Source organism: Serratia sp. szju (assembly GCF_044594185.1).
GTDB classification, from domain to species: Bacteria; Pseudomonadota; Gammaproteobacteria; order Enterobacterales; family Enterobacteriaceae; genus Serratia; species Serratia bockelmannii.
In genome coordinates this window covers 3,636,173-3,655,512 of sequence record NZ_CP172576.1, presented here as the reverse complement: position 1 = coordinate 3,655,512, position 19,340 = coordinate 3,636,173, and the positions used below count along the sequence as shown (strand labels likewise).

At 55.5% G+C, this 19,340-nt stretch carries 16 protein-coding genes; 5 read left to right on the top strand and 11 right to left on the bottom strand.

Annotated features, from left to right (window positions below; translation table 11 throughout):
- Positions 1-186 precede the first annotated feature (186 nt).
- Positions 187-678, top strand: a complete 492-nt coding sequence (locus RE418_RS17320; protein WP_043142470.1) for a Dps family protein — start codon at positions 187-189, stop codon at positions 676-678.
- 45 nt (positions 679-723) lie between these two features.
- Here RE418_RS17320 and RE418_RS17315 read toward each other — a convergent pair whose 3' ends face one another.
- Positions 724-900: a YciY family protein gene (locus RE418_RS17315; RefSeq protein WP_025159792.1), complete on the bottom strand. Its 177-nt coding sequence runs from the start codon at positions 898-900 to the stop codon at positions 724-726.
- Between the two features lie 242 nt (positions 901-1,142).
- Here RE418_RS17315 and cls point away from each other — a divergent pair, with 242 nt between their 5' ends.
- Positions 1,143-2,603 carry a cardiolipin synthase gene (cls, locus tag RE418_RS17310; protein ID WP_025303070.1) on the top strand — a complete coding sequence of 487 codons (1,461 nt, stop codon included), beginning with the start codon at positions 1,143-1,145 and terminating at the stop codon, positions 2,601-2,603.
- Positions 2,604-2,659: 56 nt separating this feature from the next.
- Positions 2,660-2,983: an HI1450 family dsDNA-mimic protein gene (locus RE418_RS17305; protein WP_004932139.1), complete on the top strand. Its 324-nt coding sequence runs from the start codon at positions 2,660-2,662 to the stop codon at positions 2,981-2,983.
- A 72-nt stretch (positions 2,984-3,055) separates the two neighbouring features.
- Here the strand turns inward: RE418_RS17305 and oppF are convergent, their stop codons facing one another.
- The 7 genes from oppF to RE418_RS17270 form a co-directional block, all read right to left on the bottom strand.
- Positions 3,056-4,057 (bottom strand): murein tripeptide/oligopeptide ABC transporter ATP binding protein OppF, encoded by a 1,002-nt coding sequence (gene oppF / locus RE418_RS17300; RefSeq protein WP_025303071.1) that lies wholly within the window; start codon positions 4,055-4,057, stop codon positions 3,056-3,058.
- The gene (locus tag RE418_RS17295) at positions 4,054-5,070 is read right to left on the bottom strand and encodes an ABC transporter ATP-binding protein (RefSeq protein ID WP_043142468.1); all 1,017 of its coding nucleotides are present in this window, start codon (positions 5,068-5,070) and stop codon (positions 4,054-4,056) included. Before RE418_RS17295 ends, oppF begins: the two co-directional genes overlap by 4 nt.
- A gap of 11 nt (positions 5,071-5,081) precedes the next feature.
- Positions 5,082-5,990 (bottom strand): oligopeptide ABC transporter permease OppC, encoded by a 909-nt coding sequence (gene oppC, locus RE418_RS17290; RefSeq protein WP_025303073.1) that lies wholly within the window; start codon positions 5,988-5,990, stop codon positions 5,082-5,084.
- A 14-nt stretch (positions 5,991-6,004) separates the two neighbouring features.
- Positions 6,005-6,925, bottom strand: coding sequence for an oligopeptide ABC transporter permease OppB (oppB, locus tag RE418_RS17285; protein ID WP_004932150.1), 921 nt, complete (start codon positions 6,923-6,925; stop codon positions 6,005-6,007).
- An 83-nt stretch (positions 6,926-7,008) separates the two neighbouring features.
- On the bottom strand, positions 7,009-8,646 hold the full coding sequence (oppA, locus tag RE418_RS17280; RefSeq protein WP_399675343.1) for an oligopeptide ABC transporter substrate-binding protein OppA: 1,638 nt from the start codon (positions 8,644-8,646) through the stop codon (positions 7,009-7,011).
- A 147-nt stretch (positions 8,647-8,793) separates the two neighbouring features.
- Positions 8,794-10,431, bottom strand: coding sequence for an ABC transporter substrate-binding protein (locus tag RE418_RS17275; RefSeq protein ID WP_089180989.1), 1,638 nt, complete (start codon positions 10,429-10,431; stop codon positions 8,794-8,796).
- A gap of 696 nt (positions 10,432-11,127) precedes the next feature.
- Positions 11,128-11,772 carry a YchE family NAAT transporter gene (locus RE418_RS17270; protein WP_015378089.1) on the bottom strand — a complete coding sequence of 215 codons (645 nt, stop codon included), beginning with the start codon at positions 11,770-11,772 and terminating at the stop codon, positions 11,128-11,130.
- 531 nt (positions 11,773-12,303) lie between these two features.
- Between RE418_RS17270 and adhE the strand changes: the two genes are divergently transcribed.
- The gene (gene adhE / locus RE418_RS17265) at positions 12,304-14,976 is read left to right on the top strand and encodes a bifunctional acetaldehyde-CoA/alcohol dehydrogenase (RefSeq protein ID WP_399675340.1); all 2,673 of its coding nucleotides are present in this window, start codon (positions 12,304-12,306) and stop codon (positions 14,974-14,976) included.
- Between the two features lie 119 nt (positions 14,977-15,095).
- Here adhE and RE418_RS17260 read toward each other — a convergent pair whose 3' ends face one another.
- Positions 15,096-15,680: a thymidine kinase gene (locus RE418_RS17260; protein ID WP_015378091.1), complete on the bottom strand. Its 585-nt coding sequence runs from the start codon at positions 15,678-15,680 to the stop codon at positions 15,096-15,098.
- 700 nt (positions 15,681-16,380) lie between these two features.
- Between RE418_RS17260 and hns the strand changes: the two genes are divergently transcribed.
- Positions 16,381-16,788 carry a histone-like nucleoid-structuring protein H-NS gene (gene hns / locus RE418_RS17255; RefSeq protein ID WP_004932170.1) on the top strand — a complete coding sequence of 136 codons (408 nt, stop codon included), beginning with the start codon at positions 16,381-16,383 and terminating at the stop codon, positions 16,786-16,788.
- Between the two features lie 186 nt (positions 16,789-16,974).
- Here hns and RE418_RS17250 read toward each other — a convergent pair whose 3' ends face one another.
- Positions 16,975-17,985 (bottom strand): NAD-dependent epimerase, encoded by a 1,011-nt coding sequence (locus RE418_RS17250; RefSeq protein ID WP_049205526.1) that lies wholly within the window; start codon positions 17,983-17,985, stop codon positions 16,975-16,977.
- Positions 17,986-17,994: 9 nt separating this feature from the next.
- Positions 17,995-19,338: a UDP-glucose/GDP-mannose dehydrogenase family protein gene (locus tag RE418_RS17245; RefSeq protein WP_025303078.1), complete on the bottom strand. Its 1,344-nt coding sequence runs from the start codon at positions 19,336-19,338 to the stop codon at positions 17,995-17,997.
- Positions 19,339-19,340 lie beyond the last annotated feature (2 nt).

Genomic DNA, 19,340 nt, shown 5'->3' with positions numbered 1-19,340 from the left:
TTTTTTCGCCGGCGGATCCTGCGTAAACTGATTCGGCAATTTGCTCGACGGATTTATCGTCATCGGTTTAAGCGATGGTAATGATGCCTGTTATCGTGTTTAACCCTGCGATAAATCCGGTTACTGTAACAGCTATGGAAATTGATTCTGTCTACCCTTGGAACGAATAATCAGGAGAAGATTATTATGGCAACGGCGAAGAAAGCAGCGAAAACCCATATCGGCCTCGACAGTAAACAATCGGCAAAACTCGCCGAAGCGCTGAATGCGCTGTTGGCGAATTATCAGGTGCTGTATATGAACGTGCGCGGCTATCACTGGAATATTACCGGCCCGCAGTTCTTTGAGCTGCACGCGAAATTCGAAGAAACTTACAACGATCTGCTGACCAAGGTGGATGAGCTGGCGGAACGTATCCTGACGCTGGGCTCGCAGCCGCGTCACGCTTTCAGCGACTATCTGAAAACCGCCGACATCAAGGAACACACCAACGTGACCGATGATAAGGGCACGCTGCGCGGCCTGTTGGAAGGGTATTCAATCTTGCTGCAGCAGCAGCGTGAACTGCTGACGGTAGCGGCAGGCGCCGGCGACGAAGGCACCGCGTCATTGATGAGCGATTATATCAAAGAGCAGGAAAAACAGGTCTGGATGCTCAACGCCTACCTCGGCAAATAACCCTGACGCCATAACAAAACAGTCCCTCTCGGGACTGTTTTCGTTTTACCACTCGCAGGATACCGCAAACAGCAGCGCACGCCGATGCTGATCGTCCAGGCGGCGCCGCACCCGGATAATATGGCGATTGCTGCACGACTGGCGTTCCAGCCAGCGATGCCGGCGACGTTGGCTCTGTCGCAACATGCGCCAACGGCCCACTTCATTTCTACTGCGTCTCATAATTCCGTCACTCGTTCGTCTAATGCCAACCGCGGGCATTATAGCCCTTTCCGCCCGTGATCCAAGCCGCCGTTATCGGCAACATAACGGACGTCGCACCGGCAAAAACCCCCCTTTCAATTTCGGCAAGTGCCTTAACTTCATCATATTTATGTAACATAAGCGCCGATAAAAGGTTTCGCCTTGCCCGATCTGTGCGTACACTCATCATTGGTGGTTTGCGAACGGGATTTTTCGCCTTTATGACAACATTTTATACCGTAATCAGTTGGCTCATGGTGTTCGGCTACTGGCTGCTGATCGCCGGCGTGACGATGCGCATTTTGATGAAACGCCGTGCGGTTCCCTCTGCCATGGCCTGGCTGCTGGTTATCTATATTCTGCCGCTGTTCGGCATCGTGGCCTATTTATCGTTCGGTGAGCTGCATCTGGGCAAGCGCCGGGCCGAGCGCGCCAAGGCCATGTGGCCGTCGACCGCGCGCTGGCTGAAGGAACTGAAAGAGAGCCGTCGCATCTTCGCCACCGAATACAGTAAAGTCGCCGAACCGCTGTTCCAGCTGTGCAACCGCCGCCAGGGCATCGACGGCGTCAAGGGCAACCAGCTGCAGCTGCTCACCACCACCGACGACACGCTGAAAGCGCTGATCCGCGACATCGAGCTGGCGCGCCACAACATCGAAATGGTGTTCTATATCTGGCAGCCCGGCGGCCTGGTCGATCAGGTGGCCGAATCGCTGATGGCCGCCGCCCGGCGCGGCGTACACTGCCGCCTGATGCTGGACTCCGCCGGCAGCCTGCAATTTTTCCGCAGCCCCTACCCGGCGATGATGCGCAACGCCGGCATCGAAGTGGTCGAAGCGCTAAAGGTCAACCTCTTGCGCGTGTTCCTGCGCCGCATGGATCTGCGTCAGCACCGCAAGGTGGTGCTGATCGACAACTACATCGCCTATACCGGCAGCATGAACATGGTCGATCCGCGCTACTTCAAACAGGATGCGGGCGTCGGCCAATGGATCGATCTGATGGCACGCATGGAAGGCCCGGTGGCCACCACCATGGGCATCGTCTATGCCTGCGACTGGGAAATTGAAACCGGCAAGCGCATTCTGCCGCCGCCGCCGGACGTCAACATCATGCCGTTCGAGCAGGAAAGCGGCCACACCATTCAGGTGATCGCCTCCGGCCCCGGCTTCCCCGAGGAAATGATCCACCAGGCGCTGCTGACCGCGGTTTATTCCGCGCGCGAGCAGCTGATCATGACCACGCCGTACTTCGTGCCGAGCGACGATCTGCTGCACGCCATCTGCACCGCCGCTCTGCGCGGCGTCGAGGTCAGCATCATCGTGCCGCGCGACAACGATTCGATGATGGTGCGCTGGGCCAGCCGCGCGTTCTTCTCCGAGCTGCTGGAAGCCGGAGTGAAAATTTATCAGTTCGAAGGCGGTCTGCTGCACACCAAGAGCGTGCTGGTTGACGGCCAGCTTAGCCTGGTCGGCACCGTCAATCTGGATATGCGCAGCCTGTGGCTGAATTTCGAAATCACCCTGGTGATCGACGACGACGGCTTCGGCAGCGATCTGGCCTGCGTGCAGGAAGATTACATCGCCCGTTCCCAGTTGCTGAACGCCAAAGAGTGGCTGAAGCGGCCGTTCTGGCATCGCCTGGTTGAGCGCCTGTTCTACTTTTTCAGCCCGCTGCTGTAAAAGCCGCAGCGAGCGTGCTTTAATAGCGCCAAATCATTTGTTATCAGGATTTTTTTATGGATTTGAATAACCGCCTTACCGAAGACGAAACGCTGGAACAGGCCTACGACATCTTTCTCGAATTGGCCGGCGACAATCTGGATCCGGCGGATATTCTGCTGTTCAATCTGCAGTTTGAAGAGCGCGGCGGCGCAGAACTGTACGATCCCTCCGAAGACTGGAGCGAGCACGTGGACTACGATCTGAACCCAGACTTCTTCGCCGAAGTGGTGATCGGTCTGGCGGACAGCGACGGCGAGCCAATCAACGACGTGTTCGCCCGCGTGCTGATCTGCCGCGAGAAAGACCACAAGCTGTGCCACATTCTGTGGAAAGAGTGATTCGCCGCCAGCGCATCGGATAAAAAAGCCCCGCTTATTCAGCGGGGCTTTTTGTTGCCGGCTAGCGGCGCATTACAGCGGATCGACCTTCAGGCAGGATACCGCGTGGCGGAAGCTGCCCTCCAGCAGCGGACGCGTCTTGGCGCACTCCGGCCCGGCGATCGGGCAGCGGGTGCGGAACACGCAGCCGGTCGGCGGGTTGATCGGCGAAGGCAGCTCCCCTTCCAACAGCTGGATCTGTTTTTCCTTCTCCTTGTCCGGATCCGGGATCGGCACCGCCGACATCAGCGCTTTGGTGTAAGGGTGCTGTGGGTTGTGATACACCTCGTCATAGGTGCCCAGCTCCACCGCATGGCCCAGGTACATCACCAGCACGCGATCGGAAATGTGCTTCACCACCGCCAAATCGTGGGCGATAAAGATCAATGACAGCCCCATCTCGCGCTGCAGCTGCTGCAACAGGTTCACCACCTGCGCCTGAATCGACACGTCCAACGCGGAGACCGGCTCGTCGCAGATCACCAGCTTCGGTTCGAGGATCAGCGCGCGCGCGATGCCGATACGCTGGCACTGACCGCCGGAGAACTCGTGCGGGTAGCGGTTGATCAGGTTAGGCAACAGGCCGACCTTCAGCATCATCGCCTTGACCTTGTCCTTCACTTCCTGACGCGGCATTTTCGGGTAGTAGGTGCGCAGCGGCTCGGCGATGATCTCGCCGATGGTCATGCGCGGGTTGAGCGAAGCCAGCGGATCCTGGAAGATCATCTGGATATCGCTGCGGGTTTTACGCCAGTCGGCGTCGCTCATGCCCAGCAGATCTTTGCCCAGCCAGGCGACGCGCCCGCTGGTGGCCTTCACCAGGCCGATGATGGCGCGCGCGAAGGTGGATTTGCCGCAGCCGGATTCGCCAACCACGCCCAGGGTTTCCCCCTCGAACAGCCGCAGCGTGACGCCATCGACCGCCTTCAGGGTTTTCGGCGGCTGCCAGAACCACTGTTTGTCGTCATGAATGTCGAAGTGCACTTTCAGATCGGCGACTTCGAGCAGCACTTTCTTGTCGGTTACCGCTGTCATACTAACGCCTCCACCGGTTTAAAGCAGGCGCGCAGGCGCCCTTCCCCAAATTGCTCCAACGGCGGAGCGCTCGCGCACTGTTCCATGGCGTACGGGCAGCGCGGCTGGAACGGGCAGCCTTTCGGCAACCGCAGTAGGTTCGGCGGGTTGCCGGGAATGGTCAACAACGCTTCGCCTTCGGCGTCGAGACGCGGCACCGCATTCAACAGACCAATGGAGTACGGATGACTCGGCTGGTAGAACACCTCGCGTGCGCTGCCGTATTCCATGGTGCGGCCGGCGTACATCACCAGCACCTTGTTGCAGATGCCGGCCACCACGCCCAGGTCGTGGGTGATCATGATGATGGCGGTGTTGAACTCGCGCTTCAGCTCGTTGAGCAGCGTCATGATCTGCGCCTGGACGGTCACGTCCAGCGCGGTGGTCGGCTCGTCGGCGATCAGCAGCTTCGGCCGGCACAGCAACGCCATGGCGATCATCACGCGCTGGCGCATACCGCCGGAAAACTCGTGCGGGTACATGCGCATGCGCTTGCGCGCCTCCGGCATTTTCACCGCGTCGAGCATGCGGACCGACTCTTCGAAGGCTTCGCTTTTGCTCAGTTTCTTATGCAGCATCAGCACTTCCATCAGCTGTTCGCCAACGCGCATATAAGGGTTGAGCGAGGTCATCGGGTCCTGGAAGATCATCGAGATCTCCTCGGCCCGCAGCTTGTTAAGCTGATTTTCCGGCAGGTTGAGGATCTCGCGGCCGTTGAATTTGGCCGAGCCGCCGATGCGGCCATTGCTCGCCAGCAGCCCCATCAGGGCGAACGCGGTCTGCGATTTGCCTGAGCCGGATTCACCGACGATGCCCAGCGTTTCGCCGGCGCGCAGATCGAAGTTCAGATCGTTTACCGCCGTCACGTCGCCGTCCGGCGTGGAAAACGTGACGCGCAGGTCTTTCACGTCCAGCAGCGGCGACGTTTTGACGCCGGCGCCGGTTTGCAGTTGAGGATGTTCAATGGTGCTCATGGTTGCACTCCTTAACGATCTTTCGGGTCGAGGGCGTCACGCAGGCCATCGCCGATAAAGTTGAAACAGAACAGAGTGACTACCAGGAAACCCGCCGGGAACAGCAGCAACCACGGTGAAACTTCCATTGAGTTAGCGCCGTCGCTGAGCAATGCGCCCCAGCTGCTCAGCGGCTCCTGCGTGCCCAACCCCAGGAAGCTGAGGAAGGATTCGAACAGGATCATGCTCGGCACCAGCAGCGACGCGTACACCACTACCACGCCGAGCACGTTAGGCACGATATGCCGCAGCACGATGTTGCGCGTGGAGACGCCGCACACCAGCGCCGCTTCGATGAACTCCTTACGCTTGAGACCGAGCGTTTGGCCGCGCACGATACGCGCCATATCCAGCCACGACACCATACCGATCGCCACGAAGATCAACAGGATATTCTGGCCGAAGAAGGTCACCAGCAGGATCACGAAGAACATGAACGGGAAGGAGTTGAGGATCTCCAGCAGACGCATCATCACCGAGTCGATCTTGCCGCCTAGATAACCGGACATCGCGCCGTACAGGGTGCCGACGATCACCGCCACCAGCGCCGCCGCCACGCCGACCATCAGCGAGATACGCCCGCCAATCGCCACGCGCACCAGCAGGTCGCGCCCGGAGGAATCGGTGCCGAAATAGTGCCCCGATTCCAGGCTTGGCGCGGCGGACATCATCGCCCAATCGGTATCGTCGTAGGCAAATTGCGACAGCATCGGCGCCAGCACCACAAACAGCGTGATCAACACCAGGATGAACAGGCTGCTGACCGCCGCACGGTTATGCATAAAGCGCCGGCGCGCGTCTTGCCACAGGCTGCGTCCTTCCACTTCCAGCTTCTCGCTGAAGTGTTCCAGAGCTTCGCTGTTCTTTTTAGTCAACATCATTCGCGTGCTCCAGATTAATAACGGATTTTCGGATCGATGACCGCATACAGCACATCGACGATCGCGTTGAACAGAATGGTCAGAGCGCCCACCAGAATGGTCAGGCTCAACACCAGGGAGTAGTCGCGGTTCAGCGCGCCGTTAACGAACAGCTGGCCGATCCCCGGCAGGCCGTAGATGGTTTCGATCACCATCGAACCGGTGATGATCCCGACGAACGCCGGGCCCATATAGGACAGCACCGGCAACAGCGCCGGCTTCAGCGCGTGGCGGAAAATGATACGGCGCATCGGCAAGCCTTTAGCGCGCGCGGTGCGAATGAAGTTGGAGTGCAGCACTTCAATCATCGAGCCGCGCGTGATACGGGCGATGCTGGCGATATAGGCCAGAGACAGCGCTACCATCGGCAAGATGATGAACTTAGGCGCGCCGCCGTTCCAGCCGCCGCCCGGCAGCCATTTCAACGTGATGGCGAAGATCAGCACCAACAGCGGCGCCACCACGAAACTGGGTATCACCACCCCGGTCATGGCGAACCCCATCACCGTGTAGTCCCATTTGGTGTTCTGATTCAACGCGGCGATCACGCCGGCGCTCACGCCCAGCACCACCGCCAGCAGAAACGCGGCCAGGCCGAGTTTGGCGGAAACCGGGAAAGAGCTGGCGACCAGATCGTTGACCGAATAGTCCTTGTATTTAAAGGACGGGCCGAAGTCTCCCTGCGCAAGCTGCGCCAGATAATGACCGTACTGTTTCCAGATCGGGTCGTTCAAATGATATTTGGCTTCGATATTCGCCATAACTTCCGGCGGCAATGCGCGTTCCCCGGTAAATGGACTGCCGGGCGCCAGGCGCATCATGAAGAATGAGATGGTGATAAGGATAAATAGTGTCGGGATCGCTTCCAATAAGCGACGAAGTATAAATTTAAGCATTGCCCTAACCCTGTGCGACAGCCTGATGACGGCTTATTATTCTCAACATGGGCCGGCGGCCTGCGCCGCCGGCTCTTACCGTATCAATGCTTGATGATGTACAGGTTTTTGTCGTACACGTTATCAAGCGGGTCTTTGCCGGTGTAGCCACCGACGTAAGGTTTCACCAAACGGGCGTTCACATAGTAATACAGCGGAACGATGGCGGAATCTTTATCCAGCTGAACTTCCGCTTTCTGATACAGATCGGCGCGCTCGTCTTTGCTCTTCGCGGTCAACACGTTGGCCATCAGCTTGTCGAACTCGGCGCTCTTATAGTGCGGGGTGTTACTGCTGCTGTCGGACAGCATCATGTTCAGGAACGAACTCGGCTCGTTATAGTCGGCGCACCAGCCGGCGCGCGCCACGTCATAGGTCCCCTGATGACGGGTATCCAGGAAGGTTTTCCACTCCTGGTTCACCAGCTTCACGTCCACGCCCAGGTTTTTCTTCCAGATGGACGCGGCGGCGATCGCCAGCTTCTTGTGCAGATCGGAGGTGTTGTACAGCAGGGAGAAGGTCAACGGTTTACCCGGGCCGTAGCCGGCTTCCGCCAGCAGTTTCTTCGCCACTTCGTTGCGTTTTTCCTGCGTCCAGCCGAACCACTCCGGCGGAGTCAGCTTGGCGCCGTCGGTGTATGGCGGCGTAAAGCTGTAGGCCGGCAGATCGCCCTGGTTTTTCACCTTGTTGACGATGATGTCGCGGTCCATGCCCAGCTTCAGCGCTTCACGCACGCGCGCATCGGTGAACGGCGCCTTCTGGTTGTTGATTTCGTAGTAGTAGGTGCACAGGTAAGGATCGACATGCACCTCTTTCGGGATCTCTTTCTTCAGCTTCTGGAACAGTTCGATCGGCATGTTGTTGTAGGTCATGTCGATTTCGCCGGTGCGGTAGCGGTTAACGTCGGTCACTTCCGACGAAATAGGCAGGAACGTCACTTTATTGATGATGGTTTTGGCGTTATCCCAATATTCCGGGTTGCGTTCCAGTACGATGCGTTCGTTGACAATCCAGTCTTTCAGTTTGTAAGCGCCGTTGCTGACGTAGTTGGCTGGCAGCGTCCACTTCTCGCCAAACTTCTCCACCGCGTCTTTGTAAACCGGCTTCATGGCGTAGTGTGGGGTCATTTCAACCAGATAAGGCACCGGCTCGCTCAGGGTCACCTGGAAGGTGTGGTCGTCGATGGCCTTCACGCCCAGCGTCGACTTGTCTTTTTTACCGGCGATAATGTCATCGACGTTTTCCACATGGGCGTACTGCAGGTAGCTGGCGTAAGGCGATGCAGTTTTCGGATCCACTACGCGCTGCCAGCTGTAGACGAAATCTTGCGCCGTCACCGGCTTGCCGTTGGACCATTTGGCGTCTTTACGCATGTGGAAGGTCCAGACTTTGAAATCTTTGTTATCCCAGCTTTCCGCGACGCCCGGCACGATGGAACCGTCCGGGCTGTTGTTCGCCAAGCCTTCCATCAGATCGCGGGTGACGTTGTTTTCCGGCACGCCCTCGATTTTATGTGGGTCAAGCGACTGCACTTCGGAACCGTTATTTTTGACAATTTCTTGCTTGTCGGCCAGTTGCACGCCGGCAGGAACGTCGGCGGCAAAGGCGGAGGTGGTTGCTGTGATGCCCAGCGCGGCGATGACGCCGGCGGCAATGAGCGTTTTCTTCGTGATGTTGGTCATACTTATCGACTCCAGTTTTTATTATCACAGGCTCTTCGTGGAACCTGCGTTGCCCGTAAGCGGACTCTGTTTTCCCGCCGCCGCGGAACGAATGCGGCGGCCGGCCTTCCCTATATTCCTCCGCGAGTTAGCGCAAGGAATACCCCTTTACTGCTTGATAATGTACAGATTTTTAACGTCGGTATAGTCCAGCGGGTCTTTGCCGGTGAACCCGCCTACCGTCGGCTTGATCAACCGTGCGCTGACGCGGTAATAAACCGGGACCAACGCGGAGTCTTTGTCCAGCTGAGCTTCCGCCTGCTGATAGAGCGCGGCGCGCGCGGCCTCATCCGGCGCCTTCAGCGTAGCGGCCATGATGGCGTCGAACGCCGGGCTCTTATAGAACACGGTATTGATACTGCTGTTGGACAGCACCAGGTTCAGGAACGCACTGGGTTCGTTGTAATCGCCGCACCAGGTGGCGCGCGCCACATCGTATTGCCCCTGATGGCGGCTCTCCAATGAAGTCTTCCACTCCTGATTGCGCAGCGTGACCTCCGCACCGAGGTTCTTCTTCCACATCGATGCGGCGGCGATCGCCTGCTGTTTGTTTTGATCGGAGGTGTTGTAGAGCAACGAGAACTTCAGCGGTTTGGCATCGCTGTAGCCCGCCTCCGCCAGCAGCTTCCTGGCCTCGGCGTTGCGCTGTTCCTGGCTCCAGCCGGCCCATGCGGGCTGCGTAAAGTTCGCGCCCTCCGTAAAGGTCGGCGTGAAACTGTAGGCCGGGATCTGTCCCTGGCCCATGATCTTGTTGGCGATGATGTCGCGATCCAGCGTCATCTTCACCGCCGTACGCACGCGTGGATCGGTAAACGGCGCCCGCTGGTTATTGAGCTCGTAATAGAAGGTGCACAGATAAGGGTTAACGTGCAGCTGTTCGGGCATTTCGCGCTTCATCTTGACGTACAGGTACGGCGGGATCGCGCTGTTGGTGATGTCGATCTCGCCGCTGCGGAAGCGGTTGACGTCGCTGACTTCCGAAGTAATCGGCAGGAAGGTCGCCTGATTGATCACCGTCTGCTTGTTGTTCCAGTAGCTCGGGCTGCGCTCCAGCACGATGCGCTCGTTCACCACCCACTCTTTCAGGCGGTAAGCGCCGTTGCCGACGTAGTTGGCGGGTAGCGTCCATTTATCGCCGAATTTCTCCACCACCGCCCGTTTGACCGGTTTGAGCGACGTGTGGCTCAGCATGCTGATGAAATACGGCACCGGTTCGCTCAGCGTCACCTGCAGCGTCTGGTCATCCAACGCCTTGACGCCGAGGGTCTGCGGAGGCTTCTTGCCGGTCAGGATGTCGTCGATATTGTCGACTTTGGTGTATTGCAGATAGCTGGCGTAAGGCGAGGCGATTTTCGGATCGGCCAGGCGCTGCCAGCTGTAGACGAAGTCTTGCGCGGTCACCGGGGTGCCGTCGCTCCACACCGCACCGGGGCGCAGGTGGAAGGTCCATTGCTGATAATTCTGGTTTTCCCAGCTCGCCGCCGCCGCCGGCACCACATGCCCGTTGGCGTCGGTGCTCACCAGCCCTTCAAGTAGGTTAAGAATGATATTGCTTTCCGGTACCCCCTCGACCTTATGCGGATCCAATGAAGCCACTTCGCTGCCGTTGTTGATCACAATATTCTGTTGCTGCGCCAACTGAACGCCGGCCGGCACTTCCGCCGCCAAACTGTTATTTATGACGCCGACGCTCAGCGCGCCGCTAATCAACAAGGTCAAAGAAGTACGCTTCAGGGTTTGCTGCATAATCGAGGCTCCTTTTCACCGACAAGCATCGCTTATCGAAGTTTGTGAAGTGTTTATAAGAATTCTAAATAAACGGATACCAGCAAAAATCATTCCCGTTTTTATGGCGCATTTCAGTTAATTGACCACGGGAAAGTTGCTCGGAAATTAGCAGAAGCCAAATTCCATAGCCAATAAATTTTACGAAAATGTTAAGCAATTCTCTTTTATCGCACGAAGCCCGATCCGCTCCCCGAGAGCGGGGCACCGAAAAAACAAAATCATCACTTTGATTTTAAAGACAAAAAAACCAAAATCATTTCGTTTGAAACCGTCAGCGTCATCTCACCGCCGCACAAAGAAACATTCAGTTAACAATCCAGCCATTCAAAGAACAAACACCTGCCTATGGTCGGTTAATCACTAATAACACCTGGATGAAAGTGAGACAAGCCCCACAGAATGATGTGATTAATTTAACAACAGCTTTACCGTTGAACGGGGACAAAACGCGCGGAAATGGAGGAAGAAAAGTGTCTGAAATAACGCTTAGCGTTTTTTTTGCACAGCAAGATGAGATTTATGCAACATAAGGGTGCAACCGAATAAATTTTATTCATCCTCTGCACTATAATAATGCGAACCAATAAATAATTTAAATTTTAAAATTAATTTTAGCCGCGCCAACGCGAAAGATGCGCGGCTAAACAAAGGGTATTACAACAGGCCGGGGAATATCGCCTTAATGCCGGTAACGATAAACTCGATCCCGAGCGCCATCAGCAACAGGCCCATGATTCGGGTGATCACGTTGATGCCGGTCTGCCCAAGCAAACGCACCAACAGCGGCGCGGCGCGGAACAACAGCCAGCAGCAAAAGGCGAACAAGGCGATCGCCACCGTAAAACCGAGCAGGCTTTGCCAGTTGTGATAACGTGAACTCCAGACGATGGTAGAACTGATCGCCCCTGGCCCCGCCATCAGCGGCAGCGCTAACGGCACCACGCCGATACTTTCGCGGATCGCGCTCTCCGACTTCTCTTGTTTGTTCTGTTTGTCTTCCCCCAGCTTGCCGCTGATCATCGACATGGCGATGGTCACCACCAGAATACCGCCGGCGATGCGGAACGAATCGATAGAGATGCCGAACATCCGCAGGATCCCTTCGCCCAGGAACAGCGAGGTCCACAGAATGATGGCGACCGACAGGTTGGCGGTCAGGTTGGTTTTGTTGCGCCCCGCTTCCGCCTGATAACTGGTCATACTGATAAACACCGGCAAGATGCCCACCGGGTTGACCAGCGCAAACAGACCGACAAAGAACTTGATAAAGCCGGAAAGATCCAACAGAGATTGGCCCACAGATGGCTCCGCATTAAGTACTATAAAAAGGTGTGCTGCCTATGCGCGCTAATGTAATGGAATTGCCGCGGGTAATCCATCCGGCCAGAGCAGCATTTTTGACTACCAGCAGGTTATGCAACAAAACAAATGCCCTTTGTTAAAGTGATGTATGGCCTTTTGATTTTTTATGTTGAAAAAAGAGTCACCGCTCACAGTTATCGAGAATAATTCCCAACACCAGCAAGCTGAAAGGTGTCAGCTTGCACTTTTCATGATTTAGATCACAAATCAACTACCCAACTGTGGGTAAGCTCTTAGTCGTAGTCAGGGAGTAGAACAAAGTAGGCCGCGGCATCGCCGGTTCTGTTCTCCTCACTGCCTGCCCCTCCGGTTGGCGTAGGGTGAAGCTCTTTAAGCAAATCAGCAGCATGCGAAGAAATAACGCGGGAAGCCCCCGGTATTCTCATCACCGCTTATCCCCGTTACGACTATACTAGTGGCTCGCACGGCTTATTTACTGAAAGAGTTTAACATTATCAGGAGAGCATTATGGCTGTAACGAATGTCGCTGAACTGAACGAGCTTGTCGCACGTGTCAAAAAAGCCCAGCGCGAATATGCCAACTTCACTCAAGAGCAAGTGGATAAAATCTTCCGCGCTGCCGCCCTCGCCGCTGCTGATGCCCGTATCCCATTGGCCAAAATGGCCGTGGAAGAATCCGGAATGGGTATCGTCGAAGACAAAGTGATCAAAAACCACTTCGCTTCCGAGTACATCTACAACGCCTATAAAGATGAAAAAACCTGTGGCATCCTGTCTGAAGATGACACTTTCGGTACCATCACCATCGCCGAACCTATCGGCCTGATTTGCGGTATCGTTCCTACCACCAACCCAACTTCTACCGCGATCTTCAAAGCGCTGATCAGCCTGAAAACCCGCAATGGCATAATCTTCTCGCCGCACCCGCGTGCGAAGAATGCCACCAACAAAGCCGCCGATATCGTGCTGCAAGCCGCTATCGCCGCCGGTGCGCCGAAAGACATCATCGGTTGGATCGACCAACCTACCGTCGAGCTGTCCAACCAGCTGATGCACCACCCTGACATCAACCTGATCCTCGCCACCGGTGGCCCGGGCATGGTGAAAGCCGCCTACAGTTCCGGCAAACCGGCAATCGGCGTCGGCGCCGGCAATACGCCGGTCGTGGTAGACGAAACCGCAGATATCAAACGCGTGGTCGCCTCTATCCTGATGTCCAAAACCTTCGACAGCGGCGTTATCTGCGCTTCCGAACAGTCGGTCATCGTTGTTGACGCTATCTATGATGCGGTACGCGAGCGCTTCGCTTCCCACGGCGGCTATCTGCTGCAGGGTAAAGAACTGAAAGCGGTGCAGGACATCATCCTGAAAAACGGCGGCCTGAACGCGGCCATCGTCGGGCAATCCGCACCAAAAATCGCCGAAATGGCCGGCATCAAAGTGCCGGCCAACACCAAAGTGCTGATCGGTGAAGTGAAGCTGGTCGACGAGTCCGAACCTTTCGCACATGAAAAACTGTCGCCTACCCTGGCGATGTACCGTGCCAAAGACTTCGAAGACGCCGTCGCCAAAGCCGAAAAACTGGTCGCCATGGGCGGTATCGGCCACACGTCCTGCCTGTACACCGACCAGGATAACCAAACGGCTCGCATCGCCTACTTCGGCGATAAAATGAAAACGGCTCGCATTCTGATCAACACCCCGGCTTCTCAGGGCGGTATCGGCGACCTGTACAACTTCAAACTTGCGCCTTCGCTGACGCTGGGTTGCGGTTCCTGGGGTGGTAACTCCATCTCTGAAAACGTCGGACCTAAACACCTGATCAACAAGAAAACTGTAGCGAAGCGAGCAGAAAACATGTTGTGGCATAAACTTCCGAAATCGATCTACTTCCGCCGTGGCTCACTGCCTATCGCGCTGGAAGAAGTGGCGACCGACGGGGCGAAACGCGCCTTCATCGTGACCGACCGTTTCCTGTTCAACAACGGCTATGCCGACCAGATCACCAAGGTTCTGAAGTCTCACGGTATCGAAACTGAAGTGTTCTTTGAAGTGGAAGCCGATCCGACGCTGAGCATCGTGCGCAAAGGCGCCGAGCAGATGAACTCCTTCAAACCGGACGTCATCATCGCGCTGGGCGGCGGTTCGCCGATGGACGCCGCGAAAATCATGTGGGTGCTGTACGAACATCCTGAAACCCACTTCGAGGATCTGGCGCTGCGCTTCATGGACATCCGCAAGCGTATCTACAAGTTCCCGAAAATGGGCGTGAAAGCGAAGATGATCGCCATCACCACCACCTCAGGCACCGGTTCGGAAGTCACACCATTCGCCGTCGTGACCGACGACACCACCGGACAGAAATACCCGCTGGCCGACTATGCGCTGACCCCGGACATGGCGATTGTCGACGCCAACCTGGTGATGAACATGCCAAAATCCCTGTGCGCCTTCGGCGGTCTGGATGCGGTAACCCACGCGCTGGAAGCCTACGTGTCGGTGCTGGCGAACGAATACTCCGACGGCCAGGCGCTGCAGGCGCTGAAACTGTTGAAAGAGTATCTGCCGGCCAGCTATAAAGAAGGCGCGAAAAACCCGGTTGCCCGTGAACGCGTGCACAACGCCGCCACCATCGCCGGTATCGCTTTCGCCAACGCCTTCCTCGGGGTCTGTCACTCCATGGCGCACAAGCTGGGTTCGGAGTTCCACATTCCGCACGGCCTGGCCAACGCGATGCTGATTTCCAACGTCATTCGCTACAACGCGAACGACAACCCGACCAAGCAAACGGCCTTCAGCCAGTACGACCGCCCTCAGGCGCGCCGCCGCTACGCTGAAATCGCCGACCACCTCGGCCTGAGCGCACCGGGCGACCGCACCGCGCAGAAGATTGAGAAACTGCTGGCCTGGCTGGACGAGCTGAAAACCGAGTTGGGCATCCCAACCTCCATCCGTGAGGCGGGTGTGCAGGAGGCGGACTTCCTGGCGAAAGTCAACAAGCTGTCGGAAGACGCATTCGACGACCAATGCACCGGCGCCAACCCTCGCTATCCGCTGATTGCCGAACTGAAGCAAATCATGCTGGATACCTTCTACGGCCGCGAATTCAGCGAAGCGGTCGACGAGGAAGCGGCGACTCCGGCTGCAGCCAAAACCGCGGTAAAGAAGCCCAAGAAATAACGGTTCCGTGAACCGATAAAAAAACCCGCCAAACGGCGGGTTTATTATTGCGCCTGGCGCGCGGTTTTTCTTATCCCACCGCCAAAACGCCTCAGCGGGCGCTGGCGGCATTTTCGCTCCTACTCCAGGGAGTGAATCGCCTCTTTATAATGCTTGCGACAGACGGAGACATAGCTCTCGTTACCGCCAATCACCACCTGTTCACCAGCGTGCATCGCCTGGCCGTTTTCATCCAACCGCAACACCATGTTGGCCTTGCGCCCACAGTGACAGATGGTTTTCAATTCCACCAGCTTATCGGCCCAGGCCAGCAAATATTGGCTGCCGGTAAACAGCTCACCGAGAAAATCGGTACGCAGGCCGTAGCACAATACGGGAATGTCCAGTTGGTCCACCACATCGCACAATTGCTCAACCTGCGCCTTGGTCAGGAACTGGCTTTCATCCAGCAGCACACAATGCACCGGCTGCTGTTGATGCTCTTGCTGAATCATGGCGTACAGCATCGAGTCGTTGTTATAGAGCTGGGCCTGCGAGGATAAACCGATGCGCGAGCTGACTTTACCGACGCCAAAGCGGTGATCGATCTCCGCGGTGAACACCAGCGTGCGCATACCACGTTCTTGATAGTTATATGAAGACTGTAGCAGCGCGGTGGACTTGCCGGCATTCATCGCAGAGTAATAAAAATAAAGTTGAGCCATGGCCCCGCAACTCCGATGGTATAAGAAATATTCAAATGTTGATTAGGACGGTAAGTGTACCATAAGCCGCCCCCCGGCTCAGCCCAAAGCGAACGAATATTGCGTTCGCCGTAATAATGCGCTTTCAAGCGAAACATATCGTTCTGTCGGCCCGTTCTTTTTACAGCTATTTACAGGATAATGTATGCCTGTCATCACTATTAATTCTTGCTAATGGTTAACCCCGAACATTTGCCCATTAATGCATAATCCTCTTTCACTGCGGCAGGCACCGCAGCCGCGGGAGAGTGCTTGTCTATTATACGTGAGGCCAATACAGGGCATTTAATCACCTTCGCTATCCCCCCGACGTTTCCTGACGCAACCTTTACCTATATACCCCTATTGTTTACAATGTCTGCCTTACCATGGCGTGATTAAGCCCACAGAACTCATTGTAATATTGATATAAATTACGACGATAACTTATCGATGAAAGCCTTGCGACACGCGCCTTTTAAAGCATGCCTGCTGAAATTTTGACTTAAGTGCGGTGAGGATAATAGTTAACAGCCCTTCCTATATTAGTCGGACAGATCCGATTAACGGTTTTTTAAAAGGTAAATTTGAGTATTCAAGTCAATTTGGCTATTGCAGAAAAGAAAATAGCACTCTATTATTATCGAGACGCCCCCCACCAATATAATTTGAGACTAGGACAATGAGCGAAGCATTAAAGATTTTGAACAACATCCGCACTCTGCGCGCCCAGGCAAGAGAATGCACACTGGAAACGCTGGAAGAAATGCTCGAGAAACTGGAAGTTGTTGTGAACGAACGTCGCGAAGAAGACAGCCAGGCTCAAGCAGAAATCGAAGAACGCACTCGTAAACTGCAGCAATACCGCGAAATGCTGATTGCTGATGGTATCGATCCAAATGAGCTGCTGCAAACCATGGCTGCCAACAAGGCTGCCGGCAAAGCAAAGCGTGCAGCACGTCCTGCTAAATACCAATATAAAGATGAAAACGGCGAACTGAAAACCTGGACCGGCCAAGGCCGTACGCCTGCGGTGATTAAGAAAGCTATCGAAGAGCAAGGTAAATCTCTGGACGATTTCCTGCTGTAATAGCGATTCAGTCCGTATCTGAAAGGCTCCCTCCGGGGGGCCTTTTCATTTTAAAGCTTATCGACGTGATCCCACCTCACCCCTCTCCTTTTAGTAAATATCCTAATTCGCATTTTCTTCCCTGCATGGAGCCCCAATGAAAAAAAGGGGCCCTAAGGCCCCTTTATCGCATTTACCCCCGTTCAATTATTGAACCTGGTAGAATGCCTTATACCAATCAACAAAGCGCTTTACACCCTCTTCAACGCTGGTTTCCGGTTTAAAACCAATGTCACGATAAAGCTCTGCGGTGTCCGCACTGGTATCCATCACGTCGCCAGGTTGCATCGGCAGCATATTCTTGCGGGCAGTTACCCCCAAAGCCTGCTCCAGCGCCGTGATATATTCCATCAGTTTAACGGGGGTGTTATTGCCGATATTATAAACATGATACGGTGCGGAACTGGTCGCTGGCGATCCCTGTTCAACGCTCCATGACGGATCTGCCTGCGGAATAACCGCCTGCAGCCGCACAATCGCCTCGGTGATATCATCGATGTAGGTAAAGTCACGGTGCATTTCACCGTGGTTATATACATCGATGCTCTCCCCCGCCAATATGGCCTTGGTAAACTTGAACAGCGCCATATCCGGACGCCCCCAGGGACCATATACGGTAAAGAAGCGTAACCCCGTCGTCGGGAGACTGTATAAATGAGAGTAGCTGTGTGACATCAGCTCATTGGCTTTTTTGGTGGCCGCATACAGTGACACAGGGTGATCGACAGAATCTTCGGTAGCAAACGGCAGCTTGCGATTGAGGCCATAAACAGAGCTGGAGGAAGCATAAAGTAAATGCTCGACCTTATTATGGCGGCAGCCTTCCAGAACGTTCAAATGGCCGATCAGGTTGGCGTCCGCATAAGCCAACGGGTTAACCAACGAATAACGCACGCCGGCTTGTGCCCCCAAATGAATGACTCGTTGGAACTGATGCTCGGCGAACAATGCCGCCATCCCTTCACGATCGGCCAAATCCAGCTTGATAAAGCGGAATCCCGGCTTATCCGCCAGTCTGTCCAGACGGGCCATTTTCAGGCCCACGTCATAATAGTCATTCAGGTTATCGATGCCGACAACCTGATGCCCGGCGGTCAACAAACGCTCTGCAACGTGATAACCAATAAACCCTGCGGCGCCTGTAACCAGGAATTTCATGCCCACTCCTTAAATAACCGGTTTAATCGAGGCGCCGCGGCCAATCGCGTAATAGGTAAAGCCGCGATTCTCCAAACGCTCCGGATCGTACAGGTTACGTCCATCGAAGATCACCGGCTGCTTCAACGCACTCTTGATCACATCGAAGTCCGGTGCGCGGAAATTCTGCCATTCGGTGCAGATCACCAGAGCATCGGCGCCGTGCAATGCAGCCTCTTTGGTCCCCATCAGCTTCAAGTCGTCGCGCTGGCCATAGATGCGCTGAACTTCGTTCATCGCTTCAGGATCGTAGGCTTGAACGGTGGCGCCGGCAGCCCACAATTGCTCCATCAGCACGCGGCTGGACGCTTCACGCATGTCATCGGTATTCGGCTTGAACGCCAGGCCCCACAGCGCAAAGGTTTTCCCCTTCAGATCGCTGCCGAAGTAATCTTTGATAAAGCTGTTCAACTTATCTTTCTGTTGGTAGTTGACCTGCTCTACCGCCTGCAGCAGCTTCGGTTGGTAACCGATCTGCTCCGCCGTGCGGATCAACGCCTGGACATCTTTCGGGAAGCAAGAACCACCGTAGCCGCAGCCAGGGTAGATAAAGTGATAACCGATGCGTGAGTCGGAACCGATGCCCTGACGCACTTTCTCGATGTCCGCACCCAGCATTTCCGCCAGATTGGACATTTCGTTCATAAAGCTGATTTTGGTCGCCAGCATGCAGTTGGCGGCGTATTTGGTCAGCTCTGCGCTGCGGATATCCATCATGATCATACGATCGTGATTGCGGTTAAACGGCTCGTACAGTTCGCGAATCGGTTCGATTACCTCTTTATTATCGGTACCGATCACGATGCGTTCAGGGCGCATGCAGTCAGCTACCGCAGCGCCTTCCTTCAGGAATTCAGGGTTGGATACCACGTCGAACGCCACGTTGCTGCCGCGTTTAGCCAACGTTTCCGCCATCACCTGACGCACCTTGTCCGCCGTACCGACCGGCACGGTGGATTTATCGATCACCACTTTGCGATCGGTCATGTGTTCGGCGATGGTACGTGCAACCGCGGTGACATATTTCAGATCGGCGGAGCCATCCTCATCCGGCGGCGTGCCGACGGCAATAAACTGGATATTCCCGTGTGCCACGCCCGCTTTGGCATCGGTGGTGAAATGCAGGCGCCCAGCCTCATAGTTTTGCTGTACCAGCGGCGTCAGGCCCGGTTCAAAAATCGGGATATTCCCTTTTTTCAGGTTTTCGACTTTTCGCTCATCAACATCAATGCACATAACGTCATGGCCAACTTCAGCCAGTACGGCGGCCTGTACCAGCCCCACATAACCAATACCAAAAACTGTTACTTTCATGT

Bases quoted from the DNA above. Each gene is read 5' to 3' on its own strand.
- oppF (WP_025303071.1), bottom strand. From the start codon at position 4,057: ATGACAGCGGTAACCGACAAGAAAGTGCTGCTCGAAGTCGCCGATCTG.
- oppB (WP_004932150.1), bottom strand. From the start codon at position 6,925: ATGCTTAAATTTATACTTCGTCGCTTATTGGAAGCGATCCCGACACTA.
- RE418_RS17315 (WP_025159792.1), bottom strand. From the start codon at position 900: ATGAGACGCAGTAGAAATGAAGTGGGCCGTTGGCGCATGTTGCGACAG.
- oppA (WP_399675343.1), bottom strand. From the start codon at position 8,646: ATGACCAACATCACGAAGAAAACGCTCATTGCCGCCGGCGTCATCGCC.
- RE418_RS17250 (WP_049205526.1), bottom strand. From the start codon at position 17,985: ATGAAATTCCTGGTTACAGGCGCCGCAGGGTTTATTGGTTATCACGTT.
- RE418_RS17305 (WP_004932139.1), top strand. From the start codon at position 2,660: ATGGATTTGAATAACCGCCTTACCGAAGACGAAACGCTGGAACAGGCC.
- RE418_RS17295 (WP_043142468.1), bottom strand. From the start codon at position 5,070: ATGAGCACCATTGAACATCCTCAACTGCAAACCGGCGCCGGCGTCAAA.
- oppC (WP_025303073.1), bottom strand. From the start codon at position 5,990: ATGATGTTGACTAAAAAGAACAGCGAAGCTCTGGAACACTTCAGCGAG.
- RE418_RS17245 (WP_025303078.1), bottom strand. From the start codon at position 19,338: ATGAAAGTAACAGTTTTTGGTATTGGTTATGTGGGGCTGGTACAGGCC.
- RE418_RS17275 (WP_089180989.1), bottom strand. From the start codon at position 10,431: ATGCAGCAAACCCTGAAGCGTACTTCTTTGACCTTGTTGATTAGCGGC.
- adhE (WP_399675340.1), top strand. From the start codon at position 12,304: ATGGCTGTAACGAATGTCGCTGAACTGAACGAGCTTGTCGCACGTGTC.
- RE418_RS17260 (WP_015378091.1), bottom strand. From the start codon at position 15,680: ATGGCTCAACTTTATTTTTATTACTCTGCGATGAATGCCGGCAAGTCC.
- RE418_RS17320 (WP_043142470.1), top strand. From the start codon at position 187: ATGGCAACGGCGAAGAAAGCAGCGAAAACCCATATCGGCCTCGACAGT.
- hns (WP_004932170.1), top strand. From the start codon at position 16,381: ATGAGCGAAGCATTAAAGATTTTGAACAACATCCGCACTCTGCGCGCC.
- cls (WP_025303070.1), top strand. From the start codon at position 1,143: ATGACAACATTTTATACCGTAATCAGTTGGCTCATGGTGTTCGGCTAC.